Source organism: Microbacterium sp. Y355 (assembly GCF_059445345.1).
The window spans coordinates 3,485,802-3,510,688 of the sequence record NZ_JCAIUD010000001.1; the positions used below are offsets into that span (position 1 = coordinate 3,485,802).

Annotated in this window: 38 protein-coding genes; 34 read left to right on the forward strand and 4 right to left on the reverse strand. The window is 63.8% G+C overall.

All coding sequences use genetic code 11. The features are described from left to right. Position 1: 1 nt before the first annotated feature. The 21 genes from rplD (at position 2) to map (ending at position 11,559) form a co-directional block, all read left to right on the forward strand. Positions 2-664, forward strand: a complete 663-nt coding sequence (gene rplD, locus AC1C2O_RS16690) for a 50S ribosomal protein L4 (RefSeq protein ID WP_495431562.1) — start codon at positions 2-4, stop codon at positions 662-664. Then, positions 661-984, forward strand: coding sequence for a 50S ribosomal protein L23 (gene rplW / locus AC1C2O_RS16695; protein ID WP_495431563.1), 324 nt, complete (start codon positions 661-663; stop codon positions 982-984). Before rplD ends, rplW begins: the two co-directional genes overlap by 4 nt. A gap of 20 nt (positions 985-1,004) precedes the next feature. Further along, positions 1,005-1,844 (forward strand): 50S ribosomal protein L2, encoded by an 840-nt coding sequence (rplB, locus tag AC1C2O_RS16700; protein WP_495431564.1) that lies wholly within the window; start codon positions 1,005-1,007, stop codon positions 1,842-1,844. Between the two features lie 11 nt (positions 1,845-1,855). Next, positions 1,856-2,137 carry a 30S ribosomal protein S19 gene (gene rpsS, locus AC1C2O_RS16705; protein WP_439285984.1) on the forward strand — a complete coding sequence of 94 codons (282 nt, stop codon included), beginning with the start codon at positions 1,856-1,858 and terminating at the stop codon, positions 2,135-2,137. A 25-nt stretch (positions 2,138-2,162) separates the two neighbouring features. Then, entirely contained in the window at positions 2,163-2,561 is a 399-nt protein-coding gene (rplV, locus tag AC1C2O_RS16710) for a 50S ribosomal protein L22 (RefSeq protein WP_495431565.1), read from the forward strand. Further along, on the forward strand, positions 2,561-3,325 hold the full coding sequence (gene rpsC, locus AC1C2O_RS16715) for a 30S ribosomal protein S3 (protein WP_495431566.1): 765 nt from the start codon (positions 2,561-2,563) through the stop codon (positions 3,323-3,325). The genes rplV and rpsC overlap by 1 nt, the downstream gene beginning before the upstream one ends. Further along, complete coding sequence (gene rplP / locus AC1C2O_RS16720) at positions 3,325-3,744, forward strand: 50S ribosomal protein L16 (RefSeq protein WP_495431567.1); 420 nt, start codon at positions 3,325-3,327, stop codon at positions 3,742-3,744. The genes rpsC and rplP overlap by 1 nt, the downstream gene beginning before the upstream one ends. After that, on the forward strand, positions 3,744-4,061 hold the full coding sequence (gene rpmC, locus AC1C2O_RS16725) for a 50S ribosomal protein L29 (protein ID WP_495431568.1): 318 nt from the start codon (positions 3,744-3,746) through the stop codon (positions 4,059-4,061). Before rplP ends, rpmC begins: the two co-directional genes overlap by 1 nt. Continuing rightward, positions 4,061-4,369: a 30S ribosomal protein S17 gene (gene rpsQ / locus AC1C2O_RS16730; RefSeq protein WP_036324786.1), complete on the forward strand. Its 309-nt coding sequence runs from the start codon at positions 4,061-4,063 to the stop codon at positions 4,367-4,369. Before rpmC ends, rpsQ begins: the two co-directional genes overlap by 1 nt. Positions 4,370-4,395: 26 nt before the next feature. Beyond that, positions 4,396-4,764: a 50S ribosomal protein L14 gene (rplN, locus tag AC1C2O_RS16735; protein ID WP_495431569.1), complete on the forward strand. Its 369-nt coding sequence runs from the start codon at positions 4,396-4,398 to the stop codon at positions 4,762-4,764. 2 nt (positions 4,765-4,766) lie between these two features. After that, positions 4,767-5,126 carry a 50S ribosomal protein L24 gene (gene rplX / locus AC1C2O_RS16740; RefSeq protein WP_495431570.1) on the forward strand — a complete coding sequence of 120 codons (360 nt, stop codon included), beginning with the start codon at positions 4,767-4,769 and terminating at the stop codon, positions 5,124-5,126. Beyond that, positions 5,126-5,716 carry a 50S ribosomal protein L5 gene (rplE, locus tag AC1C2O_RS16745; RefSeq protein WP_495431571.1) on the forward strand — a complete coding sequence of 197 codons (591 nt, stop codon included), beginning with the start codon at positions 5,126-5,128 and terminating at the stop codon, positions 5,714-5,716. Before rplX ends, rplE begins: the two co-directional genes overlap by 1 nt. 123 nt (positions 5,717-5,839) lie before the next feature. Beyond that, complete coding sequence (rpsH, locus tag AC1C2O_RS16750) at positions 5,840-6,238, forward strand: 30S ribosomal protein S8 (protein ID WP_495431572.1); 399 nt, start codon at positions 5,840-5,842, stop codon at positions 6,236-6,238. A 6-nt stretch (positions 6,239-6,244) separates the two neighbouring features. Next, a complete protein-coding gene (rplF, locus tag AC1C2O_RS16755; RefSeq protein WP_495431573.1) occupies positions 6,245-6,781 on the forward strand; it encodes a 50S ribosomal protein L6 in 537 nt (178 codons plus the stop codon). Positions 6,782-6,783: 2 nt separating this feature from the next. Then, positions 6,784-7,143, forward strand: coding sequence for a 50S ribosomal protein L18 (gene rplR / locus AC1C2O_RS16760; RefSeq protein WP_495431574.1), 360 nt, complete (start codon positions 6,784-6,786; stop codon positions 7,141-7,143). Further along, positions 7,140-7,886: a 30S ribosomal protein S5 gene (gene rpsE, locus AC1C2O_RS16765; protein WP_495431575.1), complete on the forward strand. Its 747-nt coding sequence runs from the start codon at positions 7,140-7,142 to the stop codon at positions 7,884-7,886. The genes rplR and rpsE overlap by 4 nt, the downstream gene beginning before the upstream one ends. Then, positions 7,886-8,071, forward strand: a complete 186-nt coding sequence (gene rpmD / locus AC1C2O_RS16770) for a 50S ribosomal protein L30 (protein ID WP_495431576.1) — start codon at positions 7,886-7,888, stop codon at positions 8,069-8,071. Before rpsE ends, rpmD begins: the two co-directional genes overlap by 1 nt. Next, complete coding sequence (rplO, locus tag AC1C2O_RS16775) at positions 8,071-8,691, forward strand: 50S ribosomal protein L15 (RefSeq protein WP_495431577.1); 621 nt, start codon at positions 8,071-8,073, stop codon at positions 8,689-8,691. The genes rpmD and rplO overlap by 1 nt, the downstream gene beginning before the upstream one ends. A gap of 102 nt (positions 8,692-8,793) precedes the next feature. After that, positions 8,794-10,116: a preprotein translocase subunit SecY gene (secY, locus tag AC1C2O_RS16780; protein WP_495431578.1), complete on the forward strand. Its 1,323-nt coding sequence runs from the start codon at positions 8,794-8,796 to the stop codon at positions 10,114-10,116. Then, the gene (locus AC1C2O_RS16785) at positions 10,113-10,709 is read left to right on the forward strand and encodes an adenylate kinase (RefSeq protein WP_495431579.1); all 597 of its coding nucleotides are present in this window, start codon (positions 10,113-10,115) and stop codon (positions 10,707-10,709) included. The genes secY and AC1C2O_RS16785 overlap by 4 nt, the downstream gene beginning before the upstream one ends. Position 10,710: 1 nt before the next feature. Beyond that, positions 10,711-11,559, forward strand: a complete 849-nt coding sequence (map, locus tag AC1C2O_RS16790) for a type I methionyl aminopeptidase (RefSeq protein WP_495431580.1) — start codon at positions 10,711-10,713, stop codon at positions 11,557-11,559. 143 nt (positions 11,560-11,702) lie between these two features. Here map and AC1C2O_RS16795 read toward each other — a convergent pair whose 3' ends face one another. Beyond that, the gene (locus AC1C2O_RS16795; protein WP_495431581.1) at positions 11,703-12,695 is read right to left on the reverse strand and encodes a hypothetical protein; all 993 of its coding nucleotides are present in this window, start codon (positions 12,693-12,695) and stop codon (positions 11,703-11,705) included. Positions 12,696-13,004: 309 nt separating this feature from the next. On the opposite strand from AC1C2O_RS16795, the gene AC1C2O_RS16800 reads away from it, so the two are divergent. The 12 genes from AC1C2O_RS16800 (at position 13,005) to AC1C2O_RS16855 (ending at position 20,587) form a co-directional block, all read left to right on the forward strand. Further along, positions 13,005-13,667: a DsbA family protein gene (locus tag AC1C2O_RS16800; protein ID WP_495431582.1), complete on the forward strand. Its 663-nt coding sequence runs from the start codon at positions 13,005-13,007 to the stop codon at positions 13,665-13,667. 203 nt (positions 13,668-13,870) lie between these two features. Further along, on the forward strand, positions 13,871-14,092 hold the full coding sequence (gene infA, locus AC1C2O_RS16805; RefSeq protein ID WP_017201569.1) for a translation initiation factor IF-1: 222 nt from the start codon (positions 13,871-13,873) through the stop codon (positions 14,090-14,092). Positions 14,093-14,153: 61 nt separating this feature from the next. Continuing rightward, on the forward strand, positions 14,154-14,270 hold the full coding sequence (rpmJ, locus tag AC1C2O_RS16810; RefSeq protein ID WP_495431583.1) for a 50S ribosomal protein L36: 117 nt from the start codon (positions 14,154-14,156) through the stop codon (positions 14,268-14,270). A gap of 169 nt (positions 14,271-14,439) precedes the next feature. Further along, positions 14,440-14,814 carry a 30S ribosomal protein S13 gene (gene rpsM / locus AC1C2O_RS16815; protein ID WP_495431584.1) on the forward strand — a complete coding sequence of 125 codons (375 nt, stop codon included), beginning with the start codon at positions 14,440-14,442 and terminating at the stop codon, positions 14,812-14,814. Positions 14,815-14,844: 30 nt separating this feature from the next. Next, a complete protein-coding gene (rpsK, locus tag AC1C2O_RS16820) occupies positions 14,845-15,243 on the forward strand; it encodes a 30S ribosomal protein S11 (protein WP_033106075.1) in 399 nt (132 codons plus the stop codon). A gap of 126 nt (positions 15,244-15,369) precedes the next feature. Further along, entirely contained in the window at positions 15,370-16,359 is a 990-nt protein-coding gene (locus tag AC1C2O_RS16825) for a DNA-directed RNA polymerase subunit alpha (protein ID WP_495431585.1), read from the forward strand. A gap of 34 nt (positions 16,360-16,393) precedes the next feature. Continuing rightward, positions 16,394-17,098 carry a 50S ribosomal protein L17, sunset domain variant gene (rplQ, locus tag AC1C2O_RS16830; RefSeq protein WP_495431587.1) on the forward strand — a complete coding sequence of 235 codons (705 nt, stop codon included), beginning with the start codon at positions 16,394-16,396 and terminating at the stop codon, positions 17,096-17,098. A gap of 108 nt (positions 17,099-17,206) precedes the next feature. Beyond that, the gene (locus AC1C2O_RS16835; protein WP_495431589.1) at positions 17,207-18,001 is read left to right on the forward strand and encodes a sulfite exporter TauE/SafE family protein; all 795 of its coding nucleotides are present in this window, start codon (positions 17,207-17,209) and stop codon (positions 17,999-18,001) included. Between the two features lie 32 nt (positions 18,002-18,033). Beyond that, the gene (locus tag AC1C2O_RS16840; RefSeq protein WP_495431591.1) at positions 18,034-18,501 is read left to right on the forward strand and encodes an FAS1-like dehydratase domain-containing protein; all 468 of its coding nucleotides are present in this window, start codon (positions 18,034-18,036) and stop codon (positions 18,499-18,501) included. Next, positions 18,498-18,896 carry a MaoC/PaaZ C-terminal domain-containing protein gene (locus AC1C2O_RS16845; RefSeq protein WP_495431593.1) on the forward strand — a complete coding sequence of 133 codons (399 nt, stop codon included), beginning with the start codon at positions 18,498-18,500 and terminating at the stop codon, positions 18,894-18,896. The genes AC1C2O_RS16840 and AC1C2O_RS16845 overlap by 4 nt, the downstream gene beginning before the upstream one ends. Positions 18,897-18,916: 20 nt before the next feature. Next, on the forward strand, positions 18,917-20,053 hold the full coding sequence (locus tag AC1C2O_RS16850) for a UDP-N-acetylmuramate dehydrogenase (protein ID WP_495431594.1): 1,137 nt from the start codon (positions 18,917-18,919) through the stop codon (positions 20,051-20,053). A 138-nt stretch (positions 20,054-20,191) separates the two neighbouring features. Beyond that, positions 20,192-20,587: a VOC family protein gene (locus AC1C2O_RS16855; protein ID WP_495431595.1), complete on the forward strand. Its 396-nt coding sequence runs from the start codon at positions 20,192-20,194 to the stop codon at positions 20,585-20,587. A 142-nt stretch (positions 20,588-20,729) separates the two neighbouring features. Here AC1C2O_RS16855 and AC1C2O_RS16860 read toward each other — a convergent pair whose 3' ends face one another. The 3 genes from AC1C2O_RS16860 to AC1C2O_RS16870 form a co-directional block, all read right to left on the reverse strand. Beyond that, entirely contained in the window at positions 20,730-21,929 is a 1,200-nt protein-coding gene (locus AC1C2O_RS16860; protein WP_495431596.1) for a pyridoxal phosphate-dependent aminotransferase, read from the reverse strand. A 23-nt stretch (positions 21,930-21,952) separates the two neighbouring features. Continuing rightward, on the reverse strand, positions 21,953-22,387 hold the full coding sequence (locus AC1C2O_RS16865; protein WP_495431598.1) for a hypothetical protein: 435 nt from the start codon (positions 22,385-22,387) through the stop codon (positions 21,953-21,955). Between the two features lie 157 nt (positions 22,388-22,544). Continuing rightward, positions 22,545-22,955, reverse strand: coding sequence for a hypothetical protein (locus AC1C2O_RS16870; protein ID WP_495431600.1), 411 nt, complete (start codon positions 22,953-22,955; stop codon positions 22,545-22,547). A gap of 127 nt (positions 22,956-23,082) precedes the next feature. Here AC1C2O_RS16870 and AC1C2O_RS16875 point away from each other — a divergent pair, with 127 nt between their 5' ends. Continuing rightward, positions 23,083-24,810: an acyl-CoA dehydrogenase family protein gene (locus AC1C2O_RS16875; protein ID WP_495431601.1), complete on the forward strand. Its 1,728-nt coding sequence runs from the start codon at positions 23,083-23,085 to the stop codon at positions 24,808-24,810. The last annotated feature ends 77 nt before the right edge of the window (positions 24,811-24,887 follow it).

Consider the following 24,887-nt stretch of genomic DNA (forward strand, 5'->3'; position numbering starts at 1 on the left):
CATGGCTGACTCGACTCTCGCGCTCGACGTTCTCAAGGCCGACGGCAAGAAGGCTGGCTCCATCGAGCTGCCTGCCTCGATCTTCGACGTCAAGACGAACATTCCGCTGATCCACCAGGTCGTCGTCGCGCAGCTCGCGGCAGCTCGCCAGGGAACCCACTCGACCAAGCGTCGCGGTGAAGTCTCCGGTGCAGGCCGCAAGCCCTTCAAGCAGAAGGGCACGGGTAACGCCCGTCAGGGTTCTATCCGCGCGCCGCACATGACCGGTGGTGGCATTGTCCACGGCCCGAAGCCTCGTGACTACTCGCAGCGCACTCCCAAGAAGATGATCGCCGCAGCCCTCCGGGGTTCGCTCAGCGACCGCTTCCGCGGTGACCGCCTGCACGTCATCGAGTCGTTCGGCGTCGACGGGGCTCCTTCGACCAAGAACGCCGCGAAGTTCCTCGCGACGGTCGTCACGTCGAAGCGCGTCCTCATCGTGATCGCCCGCGATGACAGCACCACGATCAAGAGCATTCGCAACCTTGACCACGTGCACGTCATCACGTACGACCAGCTCAACGCGTATGACGTTCTCGTCTCTGACGACATCGTCTTCATCCAGGCCGCACTCGAGGGCTTCATCGCCTCGAAGACCGGTACAACCGAGGAGGTCTCGGCATGACCGAGCAGGCAAACGCCCTCCAGCCGGCGTTCAACAAGGACCCCCGCGACATCATCCTGAAGCCGGTCGTCTCTGAGAAGAGCTACACGCTGATCGACGAAGGCAAGTACACCTTCCTCGTCGACCCGCGTGCTACGAAGACTGAGATCAAGCTCGCTATCGAGAAGATCTTCGGCGTCAAGGTTGCGGGTGTCAACACGATCAACCGCGTCGGCAAGACCCGTCGCACCCGCTTCGGCACGGGAAAGCGCAAGGACACCAAGCGCGCCATCGTGACCCTCAAGGCGGGCACCATCGACATCTTCACGGCAATCGGCTGATCCGGGGGATAAGGACAATAATGGCTATTCGCAAGTACAAGCCCACGACCCCGGGTCGCCGTGGTTCGTCGGTGGCTGACTTCGCCGAGATCACACGATCGACGCCTGAGAAGTCGCTGCTGCGCCCACTGTCGAAGACCGGTGGTCGTAACAACCAGGGCCGCATCACGACCCGTCACATCGGTGGTGGCCACAAGCGCCAGTACCGTGTCATTGACTTCAAGCGCAATGACAAGGACGGCGTCAACGCCAAGGTCGCTCACATCGAGTACGACCCCAACCGCACCGCACGCATCGCACTGCTGCACTACTTCGACGGCGAGAAGCGCTACATCATCGCGCCGAACAAGCTGAAGCAGGGCGACATCCTCGAGTCGGGCTCGGGCGCTGACATCAAGCCGGGTAACAACCTCCCGCTGAAGAACATCCCGACCGGAACGGTGATCCACGGGATCGAACTTCGTCCCGGTGGCGGTGCCAAGATGGCTCGTTCTGCCGGTGCATCCGTTCGTCTCGTCGCCAAGGAAGGCATCTACGCGCAGCTCCGTCTGCCGTCGGGTGAAATCCGCAACGTCGACGCACGCTGCCGCGCAACGATCGGCGAGGTCGGCAACGCCGAGCAGTCGAACATCAACTGGGGCAAGGCTGGCCGTAACCGCTGGAAGGGCATCCGCCCGACCGTCCGTGGTGTCGCCATGAACCCGGTTGATCACCCGCACGGTGGTGGTGAGGGTAAGACCTCCGGTGGACGTCACCCTGTCTCCCCTTGGGGTCAGGCAGAGGGTCGTACCCGTCACGCCAACAAGGAAAGCGACAAGTACATCGTTCGTCGTCGCACCGCGTCTAAGAAGCGTAAGTAGGAGTAGAGAAGATGCCACGGAGTCTCAAGAAGGGCCCCTTCGTCGACGAGCACCTGCTTCGCAAGGTTGTCGTGCAGAACGAAGCTGGTTCCAAGAACGTCATCAAGACCTGGTCACGTCGGTCCATGATCATCCCGGCCATGCTGGGTCACACGATCGCGGTCCACGACGGTCGCAAGCACATCCCCGTGTTTGTCACCGAGACCATGGTCGGTCACAAACTGGGCGAGTTCTCGCCCACCCGCACCTTCCGCGGCCACGAGAAGGACGACAAGAAGGGCCGTCGCCGCTAACGCGGGGACGATAGAGGAGAGAGAAATGGTGGAGTCCATCGCACGCGTGCGACACATCCGCGTGACCCCTCAGAAGGCTCGTCGTGTCGTCGCGCTCATCAAGGGAAAGCAGGCCGAAGAGGCCCTCGCGATCCTGAAGTTCGCGGCGCAGAGCGCCAGCGAGCCGATCTACAAGCTTGTCGCGTCGGCCATGGCCAACGCACAGGTGAAGGCAGATCGTGACGGCGAGTACCTCGACGCGGCCGACCTGTATGTGGTTAACACGTACGTAGACGAGGGCACGACGCTCAAGCGTTTCCGCCCCCGTGCACAGGGTCGCGCTTTCCAGATCAAGAAGCGCACGAGCCACATCACGGTCGTGCTCTCGACCCCGACGGTTGCTACCGCAGCCGAGGGCGACAGCAAGAAGAAGGCGAGCAAGTAATGGGACAGAAGGTAAACCCGTACGGCTTCCGCCTCGGAATCACTACGGACCACGTGTCACGTTGGTTCTCGGACTCAACGAAGCCGGGCCAGCGTTACGCCGACTACGTCGCCGAGGACATCAAGATCCGTAACCTGCTGAAGACGCAGCTCGATCGTGCCGGTGTCTCGAACATCGAGATCGAGCGCACCCGTGACCGCGTCCGCGTCGACATTCACACCGCCCGTCCGGGCATTGTGATCGGTCGTCGTGGCGCCGAGGCCGAGCGCATTCGCGGCGACCTCGAGAAGCTCTCGGGCAAGCAGATCCAGCTGAACATCCTCGAGGTCAAGAACCCGGAGGCTGACGCTCAGCTCGTCGCACAGGGCATCGCCGAGCAGCTTTCTGCTCGCGTGGCGTTCCGTCGTGCGATGCGCAAGGGTCTTCAGGGTGCACAGCGCACCTCGACCGTCAAGGGTATTCGTATCCAGGTCTCCGGCCGCCTCGGCGGCGCCGAGATGAGCCGTTCGGAGTTCTACCGCGAAGGCCGTGTGCCGCTGCACACCCTGCGCGCGAACATCGACTACGGCTTCTACGAGGCAAAGACCACCTTCGGCCGCATCGGCGTGAAGGTCTGGATCTACAAGGGTGACCTCACCGCGAAGGAACTTGCTCGCGAGCAGGCCAACGCACCGAAGTCCCCGCGCGGTCGCGATGACCGTGGTGGAGATCGTCGCCGTGCGCCGCGTAACGACGCACCTGTTTCAGAAGGAGCGTCGGCATAATGCTCATCCCCCGTAAGGTCAAGTTCCGCAAGCAGCATCACCCGGGTCGCTCGGGTCAGGCTACTGGTGGCACGAAGGTCTCCTTCGGCGAATATGGCATCCAGGCTCTTACGCCCGCTTATGTGACCAACCGTCAGATCGAGGCAGCTCGTATCGCGGTTACCCGTCACATCAAGCGTGGTGGAAAGGTGTGGATCAACATCTACCCTGACCGTCCGCTCACGAAGAAGCCTGCTGAAACCCGCATGGGTTCCGGTAAGGGTTCGCCCGAGTGGTGGGTCTCGAACGTCAAGCCGGGCCGCGTCCTCTTCGAGGTCGCCGGTGTCACTGAGGAACTCGCTCGCGAGGCCCTGACCCGAGCAATTCACAAGCTGCCGCTCAAGGCACGAATCATCAAGCGCGAGGAGGGCGACGCGTAATGGCGATCGGAACCAAAGAGCTCGCTCCGACGGAGCTCGATACATTTGAAGACCAGCGCCTCGTTGAGGAGCTGCGTAAGGCCAAGGAGGAGCTTTTCAACCTCCGTTTCCAGTCGGCCACCGGCCAGCTGGAAAGCCACGGCCGCATCCGCGCCGTAAAGCGCGACATCGCACGCCTGTACACCGTGATCCGCGAACGTGAGCTGGGCATCCGTGCGACGCCTGCTCCGGTCGAGGTGCCGGCCAAGAAGGCGTCCAAGTCGAAGGCGAAGAAGACCGAGGATGCCTCGGCTGACGCCGAAGGGAAGGCTGAGTAATGGCCACCAAGAAGGAAGCGGAAGCTCCCGTCTCGCACGATGTGCGCGATGAGAACGCTCGCGGTTACCGCAAGACGCAGCGTGGGTACGTCGTCAGCGACAAGATGGATAAGACCATCGTCGTTGAGGTCGAAGACCGCGTGAAGCACCCTCTGTACGGCAAGGTCATCCGCCGTACCGAGAAGCGCAAGGTGCACGACGAGACCAACTCGGCGGGCATTGGCGACCTCGTTGTCATCAGCGAGACTCGTCCGCTCAGCGCCACGAAGCGCTGGCGTCTGGTCGAAATCGTCGAGAAGGCCAAGTAAGCCTCCGGCTTACTTAAGGAGCAATAGTGATTCAGCAAGAATCCCGCGTCAAGGTCGCCGACAACACCGGTGCGAAGGAACTCCTCACGATCCGCGTTCTCGGTGGCTCACGCCGCCGTTACGCAGGTCTGGGTGACACCATCGTGGCCACGGTCAAGGACGCGATCCCGGGCGGAAACGTCAAGAAGGGCGACGTCGTCAAGGCGGTTATCGTCCGTACCAAGAAGGAAGTTCGTCGTTCAGACGGCTCCTACATCAAGTTCGATGAGAACGCTGCGGTCCTTCTGAAGACTGACGGGGAGCCCCGCGGCACCCGCATCTTCGGACCGGTCTGCCGCGAACTTCGTGACAAGAAGTTCATGAAGATCGTCTCGCTCGCGCCGGAGGTTATTTGATCATGGCGAACATCAAAAAGGGTGACCTGGTTCAGGTCATGACAGGCCGCAAGCAGGAAAAGGGCGGCGACCGGGGCAAGCAGGGCAAGATCCTCGAGATCTTCTCCGAGAAGAACCGCGTCATCGTCGAAGGCGTGAACTACGTCACCAAGCACACCCGCGTCGGCCAGACGCAGCGTGGCACCAAGACGGGCGGCATCGAGACCATCGAAGCCCCCATCCACATCTCGAACGTCGCACTCGTTGACCCTTCGACCAAGCAGCCGACTCGCGTCGGTCACCGGGTCGAGGAGCAGACCAAGGATGGCGTCAAGCGCACCGTCCGTGTGCGGTATGCGAAGAAGTCAGGTAAGGACCTCTGATGAGCACCGAGACTGCTGCGCCGGCTGGCAAGATCCAGCCGCGCCTGAAGCAGAAGTACAAGGCCGAAATCCAGCAGAAGCTGCAGGAAGAATTCGGCTACACCAACGTGATGCAGATCCCTGGTCTCGTCAAGGTCGTCGTCAACACCGGTGTCGGTGAAGCGGCCCGTGACAGCAAGGTGATCGATGGCGCGGTCGAGGATCTGACAAAGATCACCGGCCAGAAGCCGATCGTCACGAAGGCACGCAAGTCGATCGCGCAGTTCAAGCTGCGTGAAGGTCAGGCCATCGGCGCACACGTCACCCTCCGTGGAGACCGTGCGTGGGAGTTCATCGACCGCCTCGTCTCGCTCGCACTGCCCCGTATCCGCGACTTCCGCGGTCTTTCGGGTCTGCAGTTCGACGGTCACGGCAACTACACCTTCGGCATCCAGGAGCAGAGCGTGTTCCACGAGATCGATCAGGACAAGATCGATCGCGTACGCGGATTCGACATCACCGTCGTCACCACGGCAAAGACGGATGACGAGGGTCGTGCGCTTCTGCGTCACCTCGGCTTCCCGTTTAAGTCGGAAGACGCCAAGGCGTAACACTCTGACCCCCGCCCGTCGGGCGGGGGTCTCGTGTGCGCTTACAATTGAAGATTGCACACTCATAGCAGGTCGTCTGTCGTGTAACGACAGCCGAAACCTCGTGAACAAAGGAAAACAAACATGACAATGACAGACCCGGTCGCAGACATGCTGACCCGTCTGCGCAACGCGAACTCGGCACACCACGATTCCGTGTCCCTGCCGTCGAGCAAGCTGAAGACGCACATCGCTCAGATCCTCAAGGAGCAAGGCTTCATCGCCAGCTACGAGGTCACCGACGCACGCGTCGGCGAAAACCTGACCATCACGCTGAAGTACGGCCCCAACCGCGAGCGTTCGATCGTGGGCATCAAGCGCGTATCGAAGCCTGGACTGCGCGTTTACGCGAAGTCCACGGAGCTCCCCACGGTCCTCGGCGGCCTTGGCGTGGCCATCCTGTCCACTTCCTCCGGACTCCTCACGGACCGTCAGGCTGACAAGAAGGGCGTAGGCGGAGAAGTTCTCGCCTACGTGTGGTAATTCGATATGTCGCGTATTGGACGACTTCCCATCGAGATTCCCGCGGGCGTGACCATTGCGGTCGACCACCGTGCGGTTTCGGTGAAGGGCCCGAAGGGTGAACTCACCCTTAGCCTGGCCAGCCCCATCGAGGTCGCGGTCGAGGACAACCAGGTGGTTGTCTCCCGTCCCGACGACGAGCGCGAGTCGCGGTCGCTTCACGGCCTGACCCGCACGCTCATCAACAACAACATCATCGGCGTGACACAGGGATACACCAAGGGCCTCGAGGTCGTTGGTACGGGTTACCGCGTGCAGCAGAAGGGCAGCTCGGTTGAGTTTGCGCTTGGCTTCTCGCACCCGGTCCTGGTTGAACCGCCCGCCGGCATCACTTTCACGGTCGAAGGCAACAACAAGGTCGTCGTGAGTGGTATCGACAAGCAGGCTGTCGGTGAGGCAGCTGCCAACATCCGCAAGATCCGCAAGCCCGAGCCGTACAAGGGCAAGGGCGTGCGCTACGCCGGCGAGATCGTGCGTCGCAAGGCCGGAAAGAGTGGTAAGTAACCATGGCTCTCAAGACAAAGTCTGACGCCCGCGCGCGTCGTCACCTTCGCCTTCGCAAGAAGATCGTCGGAACCGAAGCGCGTCCGCGTCTGGTCGTCAACCGTTCAGCCCGCCACGTCTTCGTCCAGTTGGTCGATGACAGCAAGGGCATCACGGTTGCATCTGCATCCACGCTCGAGACCGAGCTGCGCTCGTTCGACGGTGACAAGACCGCCAAGGCCCGCAAGGTCGGCGAGCTTCTCGCTGACCGCGCGAAGGCTGCTGGCTTCTCCGAGGTCGTCTTCGACCGCGGTGGCAACCGTTATGCAGGTCGCGTTGCGGCCATCGCAGACGGCGCCCGCGAAGGAGGGCTGGCACTGTGAGTGACAACAAGGAGAAAGAAGTGACCGAAACGGCTACTGCCGCTCCCGAAACGGCTGCTGCCGCTCCCGAGACGGCCGCTGTCGTTTCCGAGACGGCTGCCGGCACGACCCAGGCAGAGCCCGCTCGCGAAGGCCGCCGTGGCGGCGGTCGTGGCGATGGCCGCAACCAGGGTGGCCGCGACCGCAACTCGCGTGACCGTGGCGACAACCAGTTCCTGGAGCGCGTTGTCACCATCAACCGCGTCTCGAAGGTCGTGAAGGGTGGTCGTCGCTTCAGCTTCACCGCTCTCGTGGTCGTCGGTGACGGCAACGGTCTGGTCGGCGTTGGTTATGGCAAGGCCCGTGAGGTGCCCCTGGCTATCTCCAAGGGTGTCGACGACGCCAAGCGGAACTTCTTCCGCGTGCCCCGCGTCGGCACCACGGTTCCGCACCCGGTGCAGGGCGAGGCCGCAGCTGGCGTTGTTCTGCTGCGTCCGGCTGCTGCCGGTACCGGTGTTATCGCCGGTGGTCCGGTTCGCGCCGTACTCGAGTGCGCTGGCATCCACGATGTCCTCTCGAAGTCGCTCGGCTCGTCGAACACGATCAACATCGTGCACGCGACCGTCGCGGCGCTCAAGAGCCTCGAAGAGCCTCGTGCAGTCGCGGCTCGCCGTGGCCTTGCGTACGACGATGTTGTTCCGGACATCATCCTCCGTAACGAGGCAAAGGCCGCTGCTGCGGCTGCTGCGAAGGTAGGTGCCTGATGGCCTCCCGTCTGAAGGTGACCCAGATCAAGTCCAAGGTGAGCGAGAAGCAGAACCAGCGTGACACGCTGCGCAGCCTCGGTCTTAAGCGGATCGGCGACAGCACCGTCCGCCCCGACGACGCGCAGGTGCGCGGCTACGTCAAGACCGTCGCACACCTCGTCCAGGTTGAGGAGATCGACTAATGGCTGAGAAGAACGACACCGTCGAGGCTGAGAAGGCCCCGAAGAAGGCTGCCGCTCCCAAGGCTGCTGCCGCGAAGAAGGCTCCGGCCAAGGCAGCGGACAAGTCCGCCGCCACTTCGACAGCTGCTAAGAAGCCGGCTGCCAAGAAGGCTGCTCCGAAGGCGGATGCTCCGGCATCCCGCCCCGGTGTGCTCAAGGTCCACCACCTGCGTCCGGTCCCCGGCGCCAACACTGCGAAGACACGTGTCGGTCGCGGTGAGGGCTCCAAGGGTAAGACCGCAGGTCGTGGCACCAAGGGCACCAGGGCTCGCAACACAGTTCGCGTCGGCTTTGAGGGTGGGCAGATGCCTCTGCACATGCGCACCCCGAAGCTGCGTGGGTTCAAGAACCCGTTCCGCGTCGAATACCAGGTTGTGAACCTGGAAAAGCTCGCGGAACTGTACCCCTCGGGTGGGGACGTCACCATCGTCGACTTGGTCGCCAAGGGTGCTGTTCGCAAGAACGAGAAGGTCAAGGTTCTCGGAGACGGCGACATCGCCGTGAAGCTCACCGTTACGGTCGATAAGGTCTCGGGTTCAGCCGAGCAGAAGATCGTGGCTGCGGGCGGAACCGTCAAGTAACCACATCAGAGAGGGGTCGGAGATTCTCCGGCCCCTCTCTGCGTTACGCTGGTCTTTCGGCCGTCCATTGTGGACTGGCAACCCTTTTCAGGAGGAACGCCCTTGTTTAGCGCTATCGCGCGGATCTTCCGCACACCCGACCTGCGTCGGAAGATCGGTTTCACCCTGGCGATCATCGCCCTGTACCGGCTTGGTTCGCATGTCCCAGCTCCGTTCGTGCATTTTCCGAACGTCGAGGAGTGTCTGCGCGTCAGCGCGGGCGCTGAAGGACTACTGAGCCTCGTCAACCTGTTCTCTGGCGGAGCCCTGCTCCAGCTTTCGATCTTCGCCCTGGGCGTCATGCCCTACATTACGGCGACGATCATTACCCAGCTGCTGCGCGTGGTCATTCCGCACTTTGAGGCGCTGCACAAGGAGGGTCAGGCAGGTCAGGCCCGACTCACCCAGTACACGCGTTACCTCACCATTGCTCTCGCTCTGCTGCAGTCGACAACGCTCGTCACCGTGGCACGCAGCGGTCAGCTGTTCGGCACGACCGACGTCGCGGCATGTCAGCAGCTGTTGACCAACGATGTGTGGTGGGCGCAGCTGCTCATCATCATCGCGATGACCGCCGGCACCGGCCTCATCATGTGGTTCGCCGAGCTCGTCACCGAGCGCGGCATCGGCAACGGTATGTCCCTGCTGATCTTCACGTCGATCTCTGCGACGTTCCCGTCGGCGATGTGGGCCATCTTCGAGTCGAACGGCCTGGAAGTCTTCCTACTGGTTCTCGCGGTCGGTGTGGTGGTCACTGGCCTGGTGGTGTTCGTCGAGCAATCGCAGCGAAGAATCCCCGTGCAGTATGCCAAGCGCATGGTCGGTCGTCGCACCTACGGTGGCACGAACACGTACATCCCGATCAAGGTGAACATGGCGGGTGTGATCCCGATCATCTTCGCTTCGTCCCTGCTGTACATCCCGATGCTCATCGCGCAGTTCAATACGCCGCAGGACGGCACAGAGCCGGCCGCATGGGTTGTCTGGATCTCGCAGAACTTCACCACCGGTGACCAGCCCCTCTACATGGCGGTCTACTTCCTGCTGATCGTCGGGTTCACTTACTTCTACGTCGCGATCACGTTCAACCCTGTCGAGGTCGCCGACAACATGAAGAAGTACGGCGGGTTCATTCCCGGCATCCGGGCAGGACGCCCGACAGCCGAGTACCTCGACTTCGTGATCACTCGCGTCACGTTCCCCGGCTCCATCTACTTGGGTCTGGTCGCACTCATCCCGCTCATCGCGCTGGCGACAGTCGGAGCCAACCAGAACTTCCCGTTCGGTGGCGCCTCGATCCTCATCATCGTCGGCGTGGGTCTTGAGACCGTCAAGCAGATCGACGCACAGCTTCAGCAACGTCATTACGAAGGGCTTCTCCGTTGACAGCATCCGCACGACTCCTCATCGTCGGCCCACAGGGCTCAGGCAAAGGCACCCAGGGTGTGCGCGTCGCCGAGGCGTTCGGTGTTCCGGTGGTCTCCACCGGTGACATCTTCCGCGCGAACATCAAGGGCGGAACGGAACTCGGCGCGAAGGTGAGCGAGATCACTGCGCGCGGAGATCTCGTACCGGATGCGCTGACGAGTGAGATTGTGCGGGATCGCCTGTCTCAGGATGACGCGGCTCAGGGCTTCCTGCTGGATGGCTACCCGCGCAACACCGTGCAGGTCGGCCACCTCGACGAGTTCCTCTCCGGGCGCGGCGAGGCGCTGGATGCCGTCATCCTGCTGGATGTGGCACGCGAGGAGAGCATGTCCCGGCTTTCGCTTCGTGCCGCGGAGCAGGGGCGTGCGGATGACACCGAAGCCGCCATCGCGCACCGCCTCGACATCTACGAGAACGAGACCGCGCCGATCATCGACGTCTACGAAGCACGTGGCATCGTCGACCGGATCGACGGCGTCGGCTCGCTCGACGAGATCTTCGAGCGGATCACCGCGGCGCTGAACGCCCGCGGCCTGCACGCTTCGGCCTGACATGTTCCGCCGCTCTCTGTATAAGTCGCCGGCGCAGCTGCGGGCGATGGTCGAACCCGGCCTCATCACCGCGGCGTCGTTGGATGCTGCGGCCGCCCTTATCCGGCCGGGAGTCACGACCGCCGAGGTGGATGCTGCGGCATCCGAAGCGATCACCGCACGTGGTGCGGAGTCGAACTTCAAGCTCGTGCGCGGGTATCGCCACACCACCTGCATCTCGGTGAACGAGGAGGTCGTTCACGGCATCCCCGGCTCTCGCGTTCTGCAGGCGGGAGACATCGTCTCCGTTGACAGTGGCGCGCAGTTCCAGGGATGGAACGGCGACAGTGCAAGGACATTCATCGTGCCTGGTGCGGCTGACTCTGTCGTACTCGCGCGGCGCGAAGAGCTGTCGCGAGTGACCGAAGGTTCGATGTGGGCGGGAATTGCCGCCATGGCATCCGCTCGTCATCTCGGCGATATCGGCGCCGCGATACAGGAGTACATCGAGTCGCAGGGGCCTTCTGAGGTTTCCGGGCAGACCTACGGCATCCTGCGTGAGTACGTCGGCCACGGCATCGGACGCAAGATGCACGAGGCCCCCAGTGTCTTCAACTACCGCACTCCTGATCCAGGGGCCGAGGTGAAGCCCGGGCTGGTGCTCGCGATCGAGCCGATGGTGACCGCCGGGGGAGAAGAGACCCTGGTCGAAGACGACGACTGGACCGTCTCGACGGTCGACGGAACCGATGGCTCGCACTGGGAGCACAGCGTGGCCCGCCACGATGGTGGCATCTGGGTGCTGACTGCGGCGGACGGCGGCGCCGCTGGCCTCGCCCCCTTCGGCGTGGTTCCGGTTCCCCTGGCCTAGCTCGGTCGGGTTCCCCTCCGTCGCCCATCCGGCCGGGGTGGTGACACACCATCCTCCGCTCGGTGAGACACGTTCGTCGTGAGACACCACGCCCAGCATGGTGTCTCACGACGAACGTGTCGCGGTTTGCTTGAGCTGGTGTCTCAGGGCCTGAGAGCTAGCGGTTGGATGGCACGAGGATTGGTCCGGAGTGTCGTGAGCATCCGCAACTGAGGGGGAGCGACACGTCGAACCTTCGCCGCGAGCAATGCATCCACCAGCGGATTCACCTTTGTCGCGCCGGCGAACTCCCATCTGGCGAATGGATGCCCGTTACGCCGGAGCCGATCCTCTCGCCGTTTCTCATCGGCGAGCAACCGAGCGGCCTTCCGCGGATCCTCGAGTCGATACTTCTCCCACCCGTCCGACTCACCGATCGCACCACTCGATGGGAAGAAGAAGTCGACCCGATCGAGCGTTCCCTCGTAGTGGAACTCGCGCTGCAGTTCTGGCCGCTCAAACCCGGTCCACTCGATTACAGCTCGACTCACGCTCTCGGAAGGTGACTCCGACAGGCCGTCTGCGCGTGACCACACCCAACGCAACAGGGTTCGCCCCCGTCGGTTCTCCTGCGCCTCGGAGTGCGTGCGCAACTGGTCGAGCGTGAGCGATCCGCCCTGCACTGGGGAGATGGCGCTGTCGGTAACACTCAACGCATACGCCGGAGGAAGCTGGCGGCAGAGATCGACCACGGTATCGAGGATGCTGGTGAGCAGAACCCCGTCGATCCGTCCGGCCACTCGCTGCTCGGTGCTGACGTGCACGAAGACGTCGCCGAACTTGCGAGATCGCGTGCGGTGGGGATCGAAGACATGGATGTACTCCGTCTCCCCGAAGTGCGGCAACCCGTGCAGAACCGCCGCGGATTCCAGACAGAGGATGGCGTCAGGATGCAGTCGAGCGAAGGCGTGAACGCGGACCGCATACTTCTTCCACGGCGGCAGCTTCTCGTACGCAGCGCGTTTGACATAGATGCCTCGACGCAAGCGAAGCCACACTGACGGCGTGAGCGCGACGTGGAGCATTCGAGCTTCGGCGGTGGTGACGAGGCCGAGGGGTGAAACGGTGACGGCGCGATCTTTGAGGAGCAACGGCATCCCAGCATCCTCACGCATCTTCGCCCGTGTATACGCGTTCCGTGGACAACATCCACGTTTGGCTTAGCTGTGCAGAACAAGTCCGCGGCAGGGATGAAGCACCACTCACGGCAGCCGGCGACACGCTCTGCGTGAGACACCATCGCAAGCGTGGTGTCTCACGCAGAAGATGGTCGCGCAGTGGCACGCGGGTGTCTCACAACGGGCGCATAGATAATACCGGCAGGATTGATCAAGTACGGGTGCGCACAGCACCCCCTCATACTCCCGGACTTGCGCATGGCGCGAGCCTCGAAAGATCGGAAAGAAATGGCTGCTGCTGCCAAGAGCAACACCAACTGGTTCGCCGTCGGAATCTCGATCGCGGTTGTTGTCGTCCTCGTCGCTCTCGGCGGCCTGGTCGTTTTCCTGAACAACCAGGCGAGTGCCCCAGGCACCGCGCCCGCAAGCGCGATCGTCAATGAAGAGACCGGCGCGATCAGCTTCGGTGAGGGCGAAACCGAAGTCGACACGTTCGTCGACTTCATGTGCCCGATCTGCGGCGACTTCGAAGACACCTACGGCGAGCAGCTGCAGACCGCTGCAGCCAACGACGAGATCACGCTCAACCTCCACCCGATCTCGATTCTTGACCGCTACTCGCAGAACACCGAGTTCTCCACTCGCGCTGCGGGCGCGGTCTACTGCGTCGCGGCCGAAGCACCCGACTCCGCGCTGGACTTCTTCAACCTGCTGTTCGAGAACCAGCCGGCAGAGAACAGCACCGGCCTCACCGACGACGAGCTCGCCGCTCTCGCAGACCAGGTCGGCGCCGGCGATGCAGCTGACTGCATCGCAGACGGCACGTACCAGCGCTTCGTCACCTCCCAGACAAAGCAGCACGACATCGCAGGCACGCCGACCGTCGAGATCGACGGCGAGCGGCTCGAGAACGCTGACATCGGCACGCGCTTCGCCGAGATCCTCGGCTGAGACACTCGCACTTCAGCGTCGAAAAGACGGGCCGTTCCCCCGGGTGCGGCCCGTCTTTCACGCTCAAGTTGCCGGATTCCATCCAGACGGATAGGATAGAGCGTTGGTGCCTTGTGCCCGGTTTCGGCGTGTCCGTCCGGGTTGGCGCCAATAATCATCCATCCAACGCAGATCGACCAATCTGCAGAAGCGTCAGCGAGGCTATGGCTAAGAAAGACGGTGTCATCGAGATCGAGGGCGTGATCTCGGAGGCTTTGCCCAACGCGATGTTCCGCGTTGAACTCAGCAACGGGCACAAAGTCCTGGCAACGATCTCCGGAAAGATGCGGCAGAACTACATCCGTATCATCCCCGAAGACCGCGTGGTCGTGGAGCTCAGCCCCTACGACCTGACTCGCGGCCGTATCGTCTACCGCTACCGCTGATCGGTCGAGAAGTAACGGCACGCCTCAACGGCGTGCACGAAGACAGCGAACAGGAAACACAATGAAGGTCAAGCCCAGCGTCAAGGCCATGTGCGATCACTGCAAGGTGATTCGTCGCCACGGCAACGTCATGGTGATCTGCAAGAGCAACCCGCGCCACAAGCAGCGCCAGGGTTAAGTCTCTTGTGGGGGTCGTCGGCTCCGCCGACAGGCTCTCTTCAGGTCTGACTCACAACTCAATACGCAACTAGGCAGGATCAAGATCCCACGCAAGTGGGGGACACCTCGGGAAAGAGGCCCGGGTCCACATCCTGCCCCACACCTCTACTCATCCCAGGAGATACCGCATGGCACGTCTTGCCGGCGTTGACATCCCGCGCGATAAGCGCGTGGTGATCGCCCTTACCTACATTTACGGCGTTGGCCGTACCCGCTCAGTCGAGATCCTCAAGGCGACCGAGATCGACGAGTCGATCCGCGTCAAGGACCTCAGCGACGAGCAGCTGATCATCCTTCGTGACTTCATCGAAGGCACCTACAAGGTGGAGGGTGACCTGCGCCGCGAGGTTGCAGCCGACATCCGCCGCAAGGTCGAGATTGGCTCCTACCAGGGCATCCGCCACCGTCGTGGCCTGCCCGTTCACGGACAGCGCACCAAAACCAACGCCCGTACCCGCAAGGGCCCGAAGCGCACCGTCGCCGGCAAGAAGAAGGCCCGCTAAGTAGCGGCCAGGGAATAGGAGAATAATTTCATGGCTGCACCTAAGGCCGCCGCGCGCAAGCCGCGCCGCAAGGAAAAGAAGAACATCGCATTGGGCCAGGCCCACATCAAGTCGACGTTCAACAACACGATCGTTTCGATCACCGACCCGTCTGGCGCTGTCATCAGCTGGGCATCGTCCGGTGGAGTGGGCTTTAAGGGCTCGCGCAAGTCGACCCCGTACGCCGCTGGTATGGCTGCCGAGTCGGCCGCCCGCCAGGCTCAGGAGCACGGTGTCAAGAAGGTTGACGTCTTCGTGAAGGGTCCGGGTTCGGGCCGCGAGACTGCGATCCGCTCGCTGACGGCCGCTGGCCTCGAGGTTGGCTCGATCCAGGACGTCACCCCGCAGGCGCACAACGGATGCCGCCCGCCGAAGCGCCGCCGCGTTTGATTTGGCTGTTGCGAGGGATGCTTCGGCATCCCTCGCTCCGCCCATCCCAGGGCACCTGACTTTCAAAACTCAAAACCTCACCCCACACGTGTCATATAGCGGACATGTGATCGAAAGGAACCCAGAGTGCTTATTGCACAGCGTCCCACGCTGACCGAGGAAAAGATCGCCGAGAACCGCAGCCGGTTCATCGTCGAGCCGCTCGAGCCCGGTTTCGGTTACACCATTGGCAACTCGCTGCGTCGCAGCTTGCTCTCGTCGATTCCTGGCGCTGCTGTCACCAGCATCCGCCTCGACGGCGTGCTGCACGAGTTCAGCACCATTCCCGGTGTGAAGGAAGATGTCACTGAGATCATCCTCAACATCAAGCAGCTCGTCGTCTCGAGCGAGCGCGACGAGCCCATCACCGCTTACCTGCGTAAGACCGGTGCAGGCGAAGTGACCGCCGCTGACATCTCGGCTCCGGCCGGTGTCGAGGTTCACAACCCCGAGCTCGTCATCGCAACGCTCAACGACACCGCCAAGTTCGAGCTCGAGCTCACCATTGAGCGTGGACGTGGCTACGTGTCGGCGACGCAGAACCGCAACGAGTACGCCGAGGCCGGTCAGATTCCTGTCGACTCGATCTACTCGCCGGTCCTCAAGGTCAGCTACCGCGTCGAGGCAACTCGTGCCGGTGAGCGTACCGACTTCGACAAGCTCATTCTCGACGTCGAGACGAAGAACAACATCGCCCCGCGCGATGCTGTCGCTTCGGCTGCGAAGACCCTGACCGAGCTGTTCGGCCTCGCTCGCGAGCTGAACGTTGAGGCAGAGGGCATCGAGATCGGCCCGGCACCTGTGGAGCCCGTGCTCTCCAGCGAACTGTCGATGCCGATCGAAGACCTCGACCTGTCGGTTCGTTCCTACAACTGCCTCAAGCGTGAGGGCATCAACTCGGTGTCTGAGCTCGTGGCACTGTCGGAGACCCAGCTCATGAACATCCGTAACTTCGGCCAGAAGTCGGTCGACGAGGTGCGCGACAAGCTCATCTCGCTCGGTCTGTCGCTCAAGGATTCGGTGCCCGGCTTTGACGGCGCCCACTTCTACGGCGCAGGCGAAGACGAGTCCTTCTGACCTCCCCGAAATTCTGACCAGGAGTTAGATCAATATGCCTAAGCCCACTAAGGGTCCCCGCCTCGGAGGCGGCCCCGCACACGAGCGTCTGATGCTTGCCAACCTGGCAGCCGCGCTCTTCACCCACAAGTCGATCAAGACGACGGAGACCAAGGCCAAGCGCCTGCGTCCCTACGCCGAGCGACTGGTTACCTTCGCCAAGCGCGGAGACCTGCACGCGCGTCGTCGCGTTCTGGCCGTCATCGGTGACAAGAGTGTCGTACACACTTTGTTCACCGAGATCGCTCCGCTGGTCGCCGAGCGTGAGGGTGGCTACACCCGCATCACGAAGGTCGGCAACCGCAAGGGCGACAACGCCCCGATGGCAGTGATCGAGCTCGTTCTCGAGCCCGTCACGCCGAAGGTCAAGAAGGCCGCCACGGCTGCCCCGAAGGCTGAGAAGGCTGCTCCGGCCGCCGAGGCTGACAAGGCCGCCGACGCCGGTGCCGAGTCGCAGGAAGAAGGCGCAGCTGCTGAGGCTGCCGCCGTTGCTGCACTCGTCGACGGTGGTTTCGGTGAGGATTCCGCCGAGGCTCTCGAAGACGGCTCCGCACCGGAGGGCTTCGACATCAAGGGCAACAAGGACTCGATGAAGTTCCACCGCCCCGATGGTCAGTGGTACGAGCAGACCGTTGCTGAGGTCTGGTTCCGCACCGCCGAGGCCGCTGAAGCAGCAGGCTTCGTCGAGGCTGGCAAGTAACCTCACGCGTCTGACGAGCCCGTCGCCCCCTCGGGGGTGGCGGGCTTCGTCGTGTAGCCACGCTTTCTGGGAGTAGGGTTGTCACGTGCGTAGGACGATGCCTTGAATATGACTGACTCCGCTCGACCGCACCGCGGCCCACGGGCCTACCTCTCTTTTATCTTCATCGGGCTGCTCGCCGGACTCCTCTCCGGACTCTTCGGCGTCGGCGGAGGAACGGTCATCGTGCCGCTGCTCGTGCTGATGCTCAGCTTTGACCAGCGCATCTCCGCTGGAACCTCGCTCGCGGCGATCGTGCCGACAGCGAGCGTCGGCGTCATCTCGTATGCGGCATCCGGATCAGTCGCCTGGATCCCCGCGATCATCCTCGCCGCAGGCGCAGTGATCGGCGCGCAGATCGGCACGCGCCTGCTGCCGAAGATCTCGCAGAGCGCGCTGCGCTGGGGTTTCGTCGGTTTCCTCCTTATCGTGATCGTCTCGCTTTTCCTCGTCGTCCCCTCGCGTACAGCAGAACTTGACCTCGGATGGCTGAACGGGGCGGCTCTCGCGCTGGTCGGCGTCGGCACCGGCACCATCGCTGGACTCATCGGAGTCGGCGGCGGAGTGATCGTCGTCCCGGTGCTGATGCTCGCCTTCGGCACCAGCGACCTCATAGCCAAGGGCACGTCGCTGCTGATGATGATTCCGACCGCGATCTCCGGCACGATCGGCAACCTCCGCCACCGAAACGTCGATCTGCTCGCCGCTGGCATCATCGGTCTCTCGGCCTGCACAACGACAGCGCTTGGAGCATGGCTGGCAACCCTCATCGATCCATTCCTCGGCAATATGCTGTTCGCCGCATATCTCGTCGTGATCGCTGTGCAGATGACGATCAAGGCGCTGCGTACGCGCAAGCGCTGAGGACTCATCGGCGCGGTCGGTAGACTCATCTAGTGCCTGTGAACTCCGAACTGGTCGGCCGAGAATTCCCGCCGACGCCGCCATACCTGGTCGGCCGTGAGAAGGTGCGCGAGTTCGCGCGCGCCGTCTTCGCCGCCGCTCCGCTGCACACCGATGTCGAGGCGGCTCGCGCGCTCGGTCATGCCGATGTCGTAGCTCCCCCCACTTTCGCGATGGTGGTCCAAGACCTCACGCTGCAACAGCTGCTCAGCGAGCCGGACTCTGGCATCGTCCTGGCCCGTACCATCCACGCCGAGCAGCGCTTCGCGTACACCCGTCCGATCGTTGCGGGCGACGAGCTGACCGGCCGGCTCAAGGTCACCGGCATCCGCATGATGGCAGGCAACGCGATGATCACCAGCGAAGCGGAGATCACGGATGCTGAGGGCGGCCATGTCGTCACGGCGACGAGCGTACTGTTGGTCGGCTCTGATGAGAACGACGGCGAGGGAGACGCATGAGCTATGCAGTTGGAGACGTGATCGCTGAGCGAACCGTCCACCTCACCCGCGAATCGCTGGTCCGCTACGCGGGCGCCTCCGGCGACTTCAACCCGATCCACTACCGCGATGATGTCGCGGCATCCGTCGGTCTTCCTGGCGTTCTCGCGCACGGCATGCTCACGATGGGAATCGCCTCGTCGGTCGTCGTCTCGGCGCTCGGCGATGTCGCGAAGATCACCGACTACGGCGTGCGCTTCACGCGCCCGGTTGTGGTCGACCCCTCGACTGGCGCGGATCTGTCGGTGTTCGCGAAGGTCGGCGCGGTTGATGAGACCACCGTGCGCATCGACCTCACCGTCAAGCACGCCGACGCGACCGTGCTCGTCAAGGCGCAGCTGCGCATCGCAATCTGAATCCCGGCGCTCTGAAACCCATGACTGAGATCACCCCGATCCCGCTCGCGCAGCTGACGACGCTGCGCACCGGCGCCGCGCCAGAGCGGATGCTGGATGCCACGACCACCCCTGAGCTCATCGACGCACTGCGCGAGACCTGGGCACGAGGAGACGAGTGGTTCGTGCTCGGCGGCGGGTCGAACCTGTTCGTCGGCGATGAGCCGTTCGAAGGCACGGTCATTCGGGTGCTGACCTCGGGGATCGAGCCGCTCCCTTCACCGCATCCGGGGCGTGCGCGCGTGCGTGTGCAGGCCGGACACAACTGGGACGACCTGGTCGCCTACACAGTTGAGCACGGCCTCGCCGGCATAGAGGCGATGAGCGGGATTCCTGGAACGGTCGGCGCGGCCCCGGTGCAGAACGTCGGTGCGTACGGGCAGGAGATCCAGGAGACGCTGGTCGAGGTCGAGCTGATCGACGAGTCCACCGGCGAGGTCACCACGGTGCCGGCGGCCGAACTCGGCCTCGGCTTCCGCACGTCTGTGCTCAAGCATCACTACGACGGTGTCCCGCTGCGACGCGGCGTGATTCTGTCGGTCACCCTTGATCTTGCCGAGGTCGGTGAGGCCGGACGCGTGGTGCGCGGCGAGCAGTTGCGTCGCGCTCTGGCACTCACGGGGGAGGACGCTGTGCCGATGAGCTGGGTGCGTGAGCAGATTCTCCGCATCCGCGCATCCAAAGGCATGCTGCTCGACCCGTCAGATCCAGACACAGCGAGTGCAGGATCGTTCTTCCAGAACCTGATCGTGGCGGAATCTGTGGCGAAGCAATTGCCTCCGGAATGCCCGCGGTGGCCGGTAGCGCCCGACCTCGACGCGGTGACAATTATTCCGCTCGAGGCATATGACGGCTACGTGCCGCCGACGCGCACCGTGCGCAGCGAGGTCAAGGTCAGCGCGGGCTGGCTCATCGAGAACGCCGGGATATCCAAGGGATTCAAGCTGCCGCGGTCACGTGCCGCAATCTCGACCAAGCACGCCCTTGCCCTCACGAACAGGGGAGGGTCGACCGCGGCTGAGCTGGCTGAGCTCGCCCGGTACATCCAGGCCCGCGTGCACGCCGAGTTCGGCCTACTGTTGCAACCAGAACCGGTGCTTGTCGGCGTCGAGCTGTAGGGCGGGAGGGTCGGGGCGGCGTGCCGTCTGCCCGAGATCAGGAACTTGTCCCCAGGGCAGGAGGAATCTCGGCATCCGTCCTGATCTGGGGCTGTCCTCCTGATTTCAGGAGGCCTCGCCGGGGGTACACTCGCTCGCATGAGTGGACTCGTCCCATACCTGTTCTTCCCCGGCAATGCCGCAGAGGCGTTGACCTTCTACAAGGGCGTCTTCGGCGGTGATCTGACGCTGTTCTCATACCAGCAGTTCAATCGCACCGACGGGCCAGCCGATGCGATCGCACACGGCATGCTTGCGGGTGAGGTGGTGCTTTTCGGTGCGGATGCCGGTCCAGATCAGGATGCCGTCCACATCGTCGGTGCGACCTTCTCGCTGCTCGGCACGGCAGAGCCGGACGTGCTGCGGGAGTGGTTCGCGAAATTGACCGTCGGCGGCACGGCCGTCGATCCGCTGCAGCAGCGGCCATGGGGTGACTACGACGGTCAGGTCACTGACCGCTACGGCATCCGCTGGCTGATCGGGTATCAGGAGTAGCTCGCTGCCGCGGCGCGACGCCCCCTCGCATCGCCGACGCTCCTGGCTGCCGACGCGCGCAACAGGGGGCGCGGGCGGCAACGGGGGGCGGCGGTGGCATCTGCGCTAGCCAGCGAGATCCGGGCGCCGGCGGCAGGCGCGCCTACGCGAACAGTCGCTGCAGTCGCTGCACGCCCTCGAGTAGTTGGTCATCGCCCAGCGCGTACGACAGCCGCAGATAGCCAGAGGGGCCGAAGGCCTCGCCCGGAACCACGGCGACCTCGGCCTGGTCAAGGATCAGGTCGGCGAGCTCGAGCGACGTCGTCGGAGTGACGCCGCCCCAGGTGCGACCGAGCAAACCCTGCACGTCGGGGTACACGTAGAAGGCGCCGAGCGGGTTCGGCACGCGCACGCCGTCGATCTTCGACAGCTCCGCCACGATCAGGCGGCGACGGCGATCGAAGGCCTCGCGGAACTGCTCCGACTCGGTCTGCGGTCCGGTGAGCGCGGCGATCGCTGCGTACTGCGCGACGTTGTTCACGTTGCTTGACAGGTGCGACTGCAGGTTGCCGGCGACCTTGATCGCGTCGGCGGGGCCGACCATCCAGCCCACGCGCCAGCCGGTCATGGCGTAGGTCTTTGCGACGCCGTTGACGAGAATCGTCTGGCCCGCGAGTGCCGGAACGGCCTCGACGATCGAGGTCGCCTTGACGCCCTCGTAGGTCAGGTTCTGGTAGATCTCATCCGAGATGACCCAGATTCCGTGCTCGAGCGCCCACTCGCCGATGGCCTTGGTCTCCGCAGCCGTGTACACCGAGCCGGTCGGGTTAGAGGGAGAGACGAAGACGAGCACAGTCGTGCGAGACGTGCGCGCGGCTTCGAGCTGCTCGACGGTGACCTTGTAGTCCTGGTCGGCGTCGGCGAACACCTCGACAGGGATGCCGTCGGCAAGAGCAATCGCCTCGGGATAGGTGGTCCAATACGGCGCAGGCAACAGCACCTCATCGCCGGGATTCACCACAGTCTGGAACGCCTGGTACACGGCCTGCTTGCCGCCGTTGGTCACGATGACCTGGCTCGGCGCGACCTCAAGGCCGGAGTCGCGAAGCGTCTTCGCCGCAACGGCCTCGCGTAGCGCGGGGAGCCCTGCCGCCGGCGTGTACCGGTAGTTGGCTGGGTCGGCGAGTGCGACGGCCGCGGCATCCACGATGAACTGCGGGGTGGGGAAATCAGGCTCGCCCGCAGCATAGGAAATGACGGGCTTGCCCGCGGCCTTCAGGGCCTTGGCCTTGGCGTCGACCTTGAGGGTCGCTGACTCGGCGATGGCGGACAACTTGCGAGAGAGAGGGGCGCGTTCGGTCACGCCTCAAATGCTACTCGGATGCGTCACGCTCCGTAACTCGATGGCAATGCGCAGTAGTCGGCGAAGCGCTGCGTGGGGTTCGCGGGATCCGTGACGTCCACCAGAGCGGATGCCGCAGCATGCGGTGGCTCCTCGCCAGCGAGCTGCCACACGGTGAAGTGCCACATCCCTCGGGCGCTCTTGCTGAGCAGTTCGGCGGGCCCAGACACCACCAGCACGGCTTCGGATGCCACGGCCGCCCGGAACGGTGCGACGATGGCGCTGCGCAGTTCGTCCTCATCGCCATCGGTGCTGTGTGCGCGTTCGACGGTTTCCCCGGCATCCGCCAGTGCAGCCGCGAGCGCGTCGGCGGCCTGACGGGAGCGTTCGGCATCCACTCCGGCGACCGCCAGCAGGCGGCGGCCCTTCTTGTAGTGCTGCAAGAACTGCTCGGCGATGTCATCCCAGACTCCGGTCATGCCCTCAGGGTACGCCCGGTCCGATGACGGCCGACGCTCATGACGGCTGGCGCTCCGATGATGGCAGGTGCTCATGACGGTTGGCGCTCATGACGGTTGGCGCTCCGATGAAGGCTGGCGCTCCGATGAAGGCTGGCGCTCAGATCAAGCCCGGCGCTCACATGAAGGCCGGCGTGAAGGGCCAGGGGAACATCCTCACGGTGGCAAGCAACACCGCCGCGGTCGTGAATGCGGCGATGGTGATCATCGCCCAGATGATCTGCGGTAGACGATCAGATGAACGGATGCCTAGCACTATGCCGGCGACGAATAGCAGGGCGAGCAGCCACCAGCTCAGTGCGAATGCGTAGACGATGAGCGTGGGAAGGAGCAGTCCTTCGGCGGGCAAGATCTCCTCCAGAACGAACAGGGCTACCGTGCACAGCGCGCCGAGAATCGACGCGCTTCCGGCGGTGGCAAGCATCGTAAGCGCCACGGCGCCTCGAACGGATGCCTGCGCGGATGCCGTCGCGGATACCTGAGCCGATGCCTGACCGGATGCCGTCACTCGAGCGGATGGGGAAGCCATGACGAGCACGGTACCCGCTTCACTGCCCGGCGCGCAGAGTTATCCACAGCGCGAGCACGTCGGCTCTGGCCGTGGGACTCAGTCTCAGCTAATATGGGTCGGAGTCTCTCAATGTCAGGAGTCGTCGATGACCGCCAGCACCCCCTACATCCCGCCCGTCGCGGACTACGCCTTCCTCTATGGAGAGGCTTTCGGCCGCGACATCGTCGCCACGGCATCCGATGGAGCGCTCAGCGCCGAAGACGCCGTCGAGATTCTCGCCGGCGCCGGAGAGTTCGCCGCATCCGTACTGGCACCTCTCGACCGAGTAGGTGACGACGTCGGAGCGCGGCTCGTCGACGGCACAGTCCACCTTCCCGAGGGCTTCGCCGAGGCATACCAGGCGCTCGTCGAAGCGGGCTGGGTGAGCGCGACTGCCCCAGAATCCGCCGGCGGCGATGGGCTGCCCGAATCCGTCGGCGCAGGACTCGGCGAGATCTGGAACGCTTCCAACGCGGCGTTCGCGCTCTGCTGGATGCTGGGATCTGGCGCCATCCACGCGCTCGATGCCGCGGCGTCCGATGACCTGCGCGAGACCTACCTGACCAAACTTGTCAGCGGCGTGTGGACCGGCACCATGAACCTCACCGAGCCGGAGGCCGGCACCGACCTCGGCGCAATCCGCACCATGGCGACCCCGCGCGAAGACGGCACGTATGCGATCCGCGGGCAGAAGATCTTCATCACCTGGGGCGACCACGACGTCGCGGAGAACATCGTGCATCTCGTGCTCGCGCGCACTCCGGATGCTCCGGATGGGGCCAAGGGGCTGTCGCTGTTTGTCGCGCCACGCATCATGGTCGGCGCCGACGGTTCGCTGGGGGAGCGCAACCCGATCGAGACCGTCGCGATCGAGCACAAGCTCGGTATCCACGCCAGCCCGACCTGCGTGCTGTCATATGAGGACGCGACCGGCTACCTCGTCGGTGAACTGCACGGCGGACTCGCCGGCATGTTCGTCATGATGAACTCCGCCCGCGTGGGCATGGGGCACCAGTCGACCGGCATCTCGGATCGCGCCTACCAGGGCGCTGCTGACTACGCCGCTGGCCGCCTGCAAGGACGCGTTCTCGACCGCCCCGCAGGCGCCTCGATCGCAGAGCACCCGGATGTGCGCCGCATCCTTCGCTCCATGTCGAGCCAGGTCTTCGCGATGCGGGCGCTGTCGGTGTTCGTCGGTGACCTCTTCGACCGCGCCGAGAACGACGAAGACGTCCTGCGTATGGCCGAGCTGTTCGTGCCGATCTTCAAGGGCTGGGCGAGTGAAGAGGCGCTGCGCGTTACCAGCGACGGCATCCAGGTGTACGGCGGTGTGGGCTTCATCGAAGAGACCGGCGCGGCCCAGCACTACCGCGATGCCCGCATCGTGCCGATCTATGAGGGAACGACGGCGATCCAGTCGAACGACCTCATCGGACGCAAGGTGCTGCGCGATAAGGGCGCGACGGTCGCCGAACTGTTCACGCAGATCGAGCAGACCGTGGTGGCACTCGGTGCCATGGACTCCGACGTCGCCGCGCGCACGGCTGACCGGCTGACCCGTGCGCTCGCCGCGGCGCGCAGTGCGACCGCCAGCATCCTCGGATTCGCTGATTCGGCGCGTGATGCCTATGCCGTCAGCGTTCCCTACCTCATGCTGCTCGGCACGCTCGCCGGCGGCTGGATGCACGCGCTCGCCGTGATTGCGGTGTCCGCACACTCTGCTCCTGCAGAAGCGGATGCCGCGCGCCTCACCGACGCCGACTTCTACGGTGCCCACCACCTGTCCCGCGTGCACGCACTGGCAGAGACGGTCACCGCCGGCGAGATCGCCTGACGCGAGACGCCATCGGCTGCATGAGACACCATCTGCTGCAGTGCGCGACATCGGCCGCGTGAGACACCACGGCATTG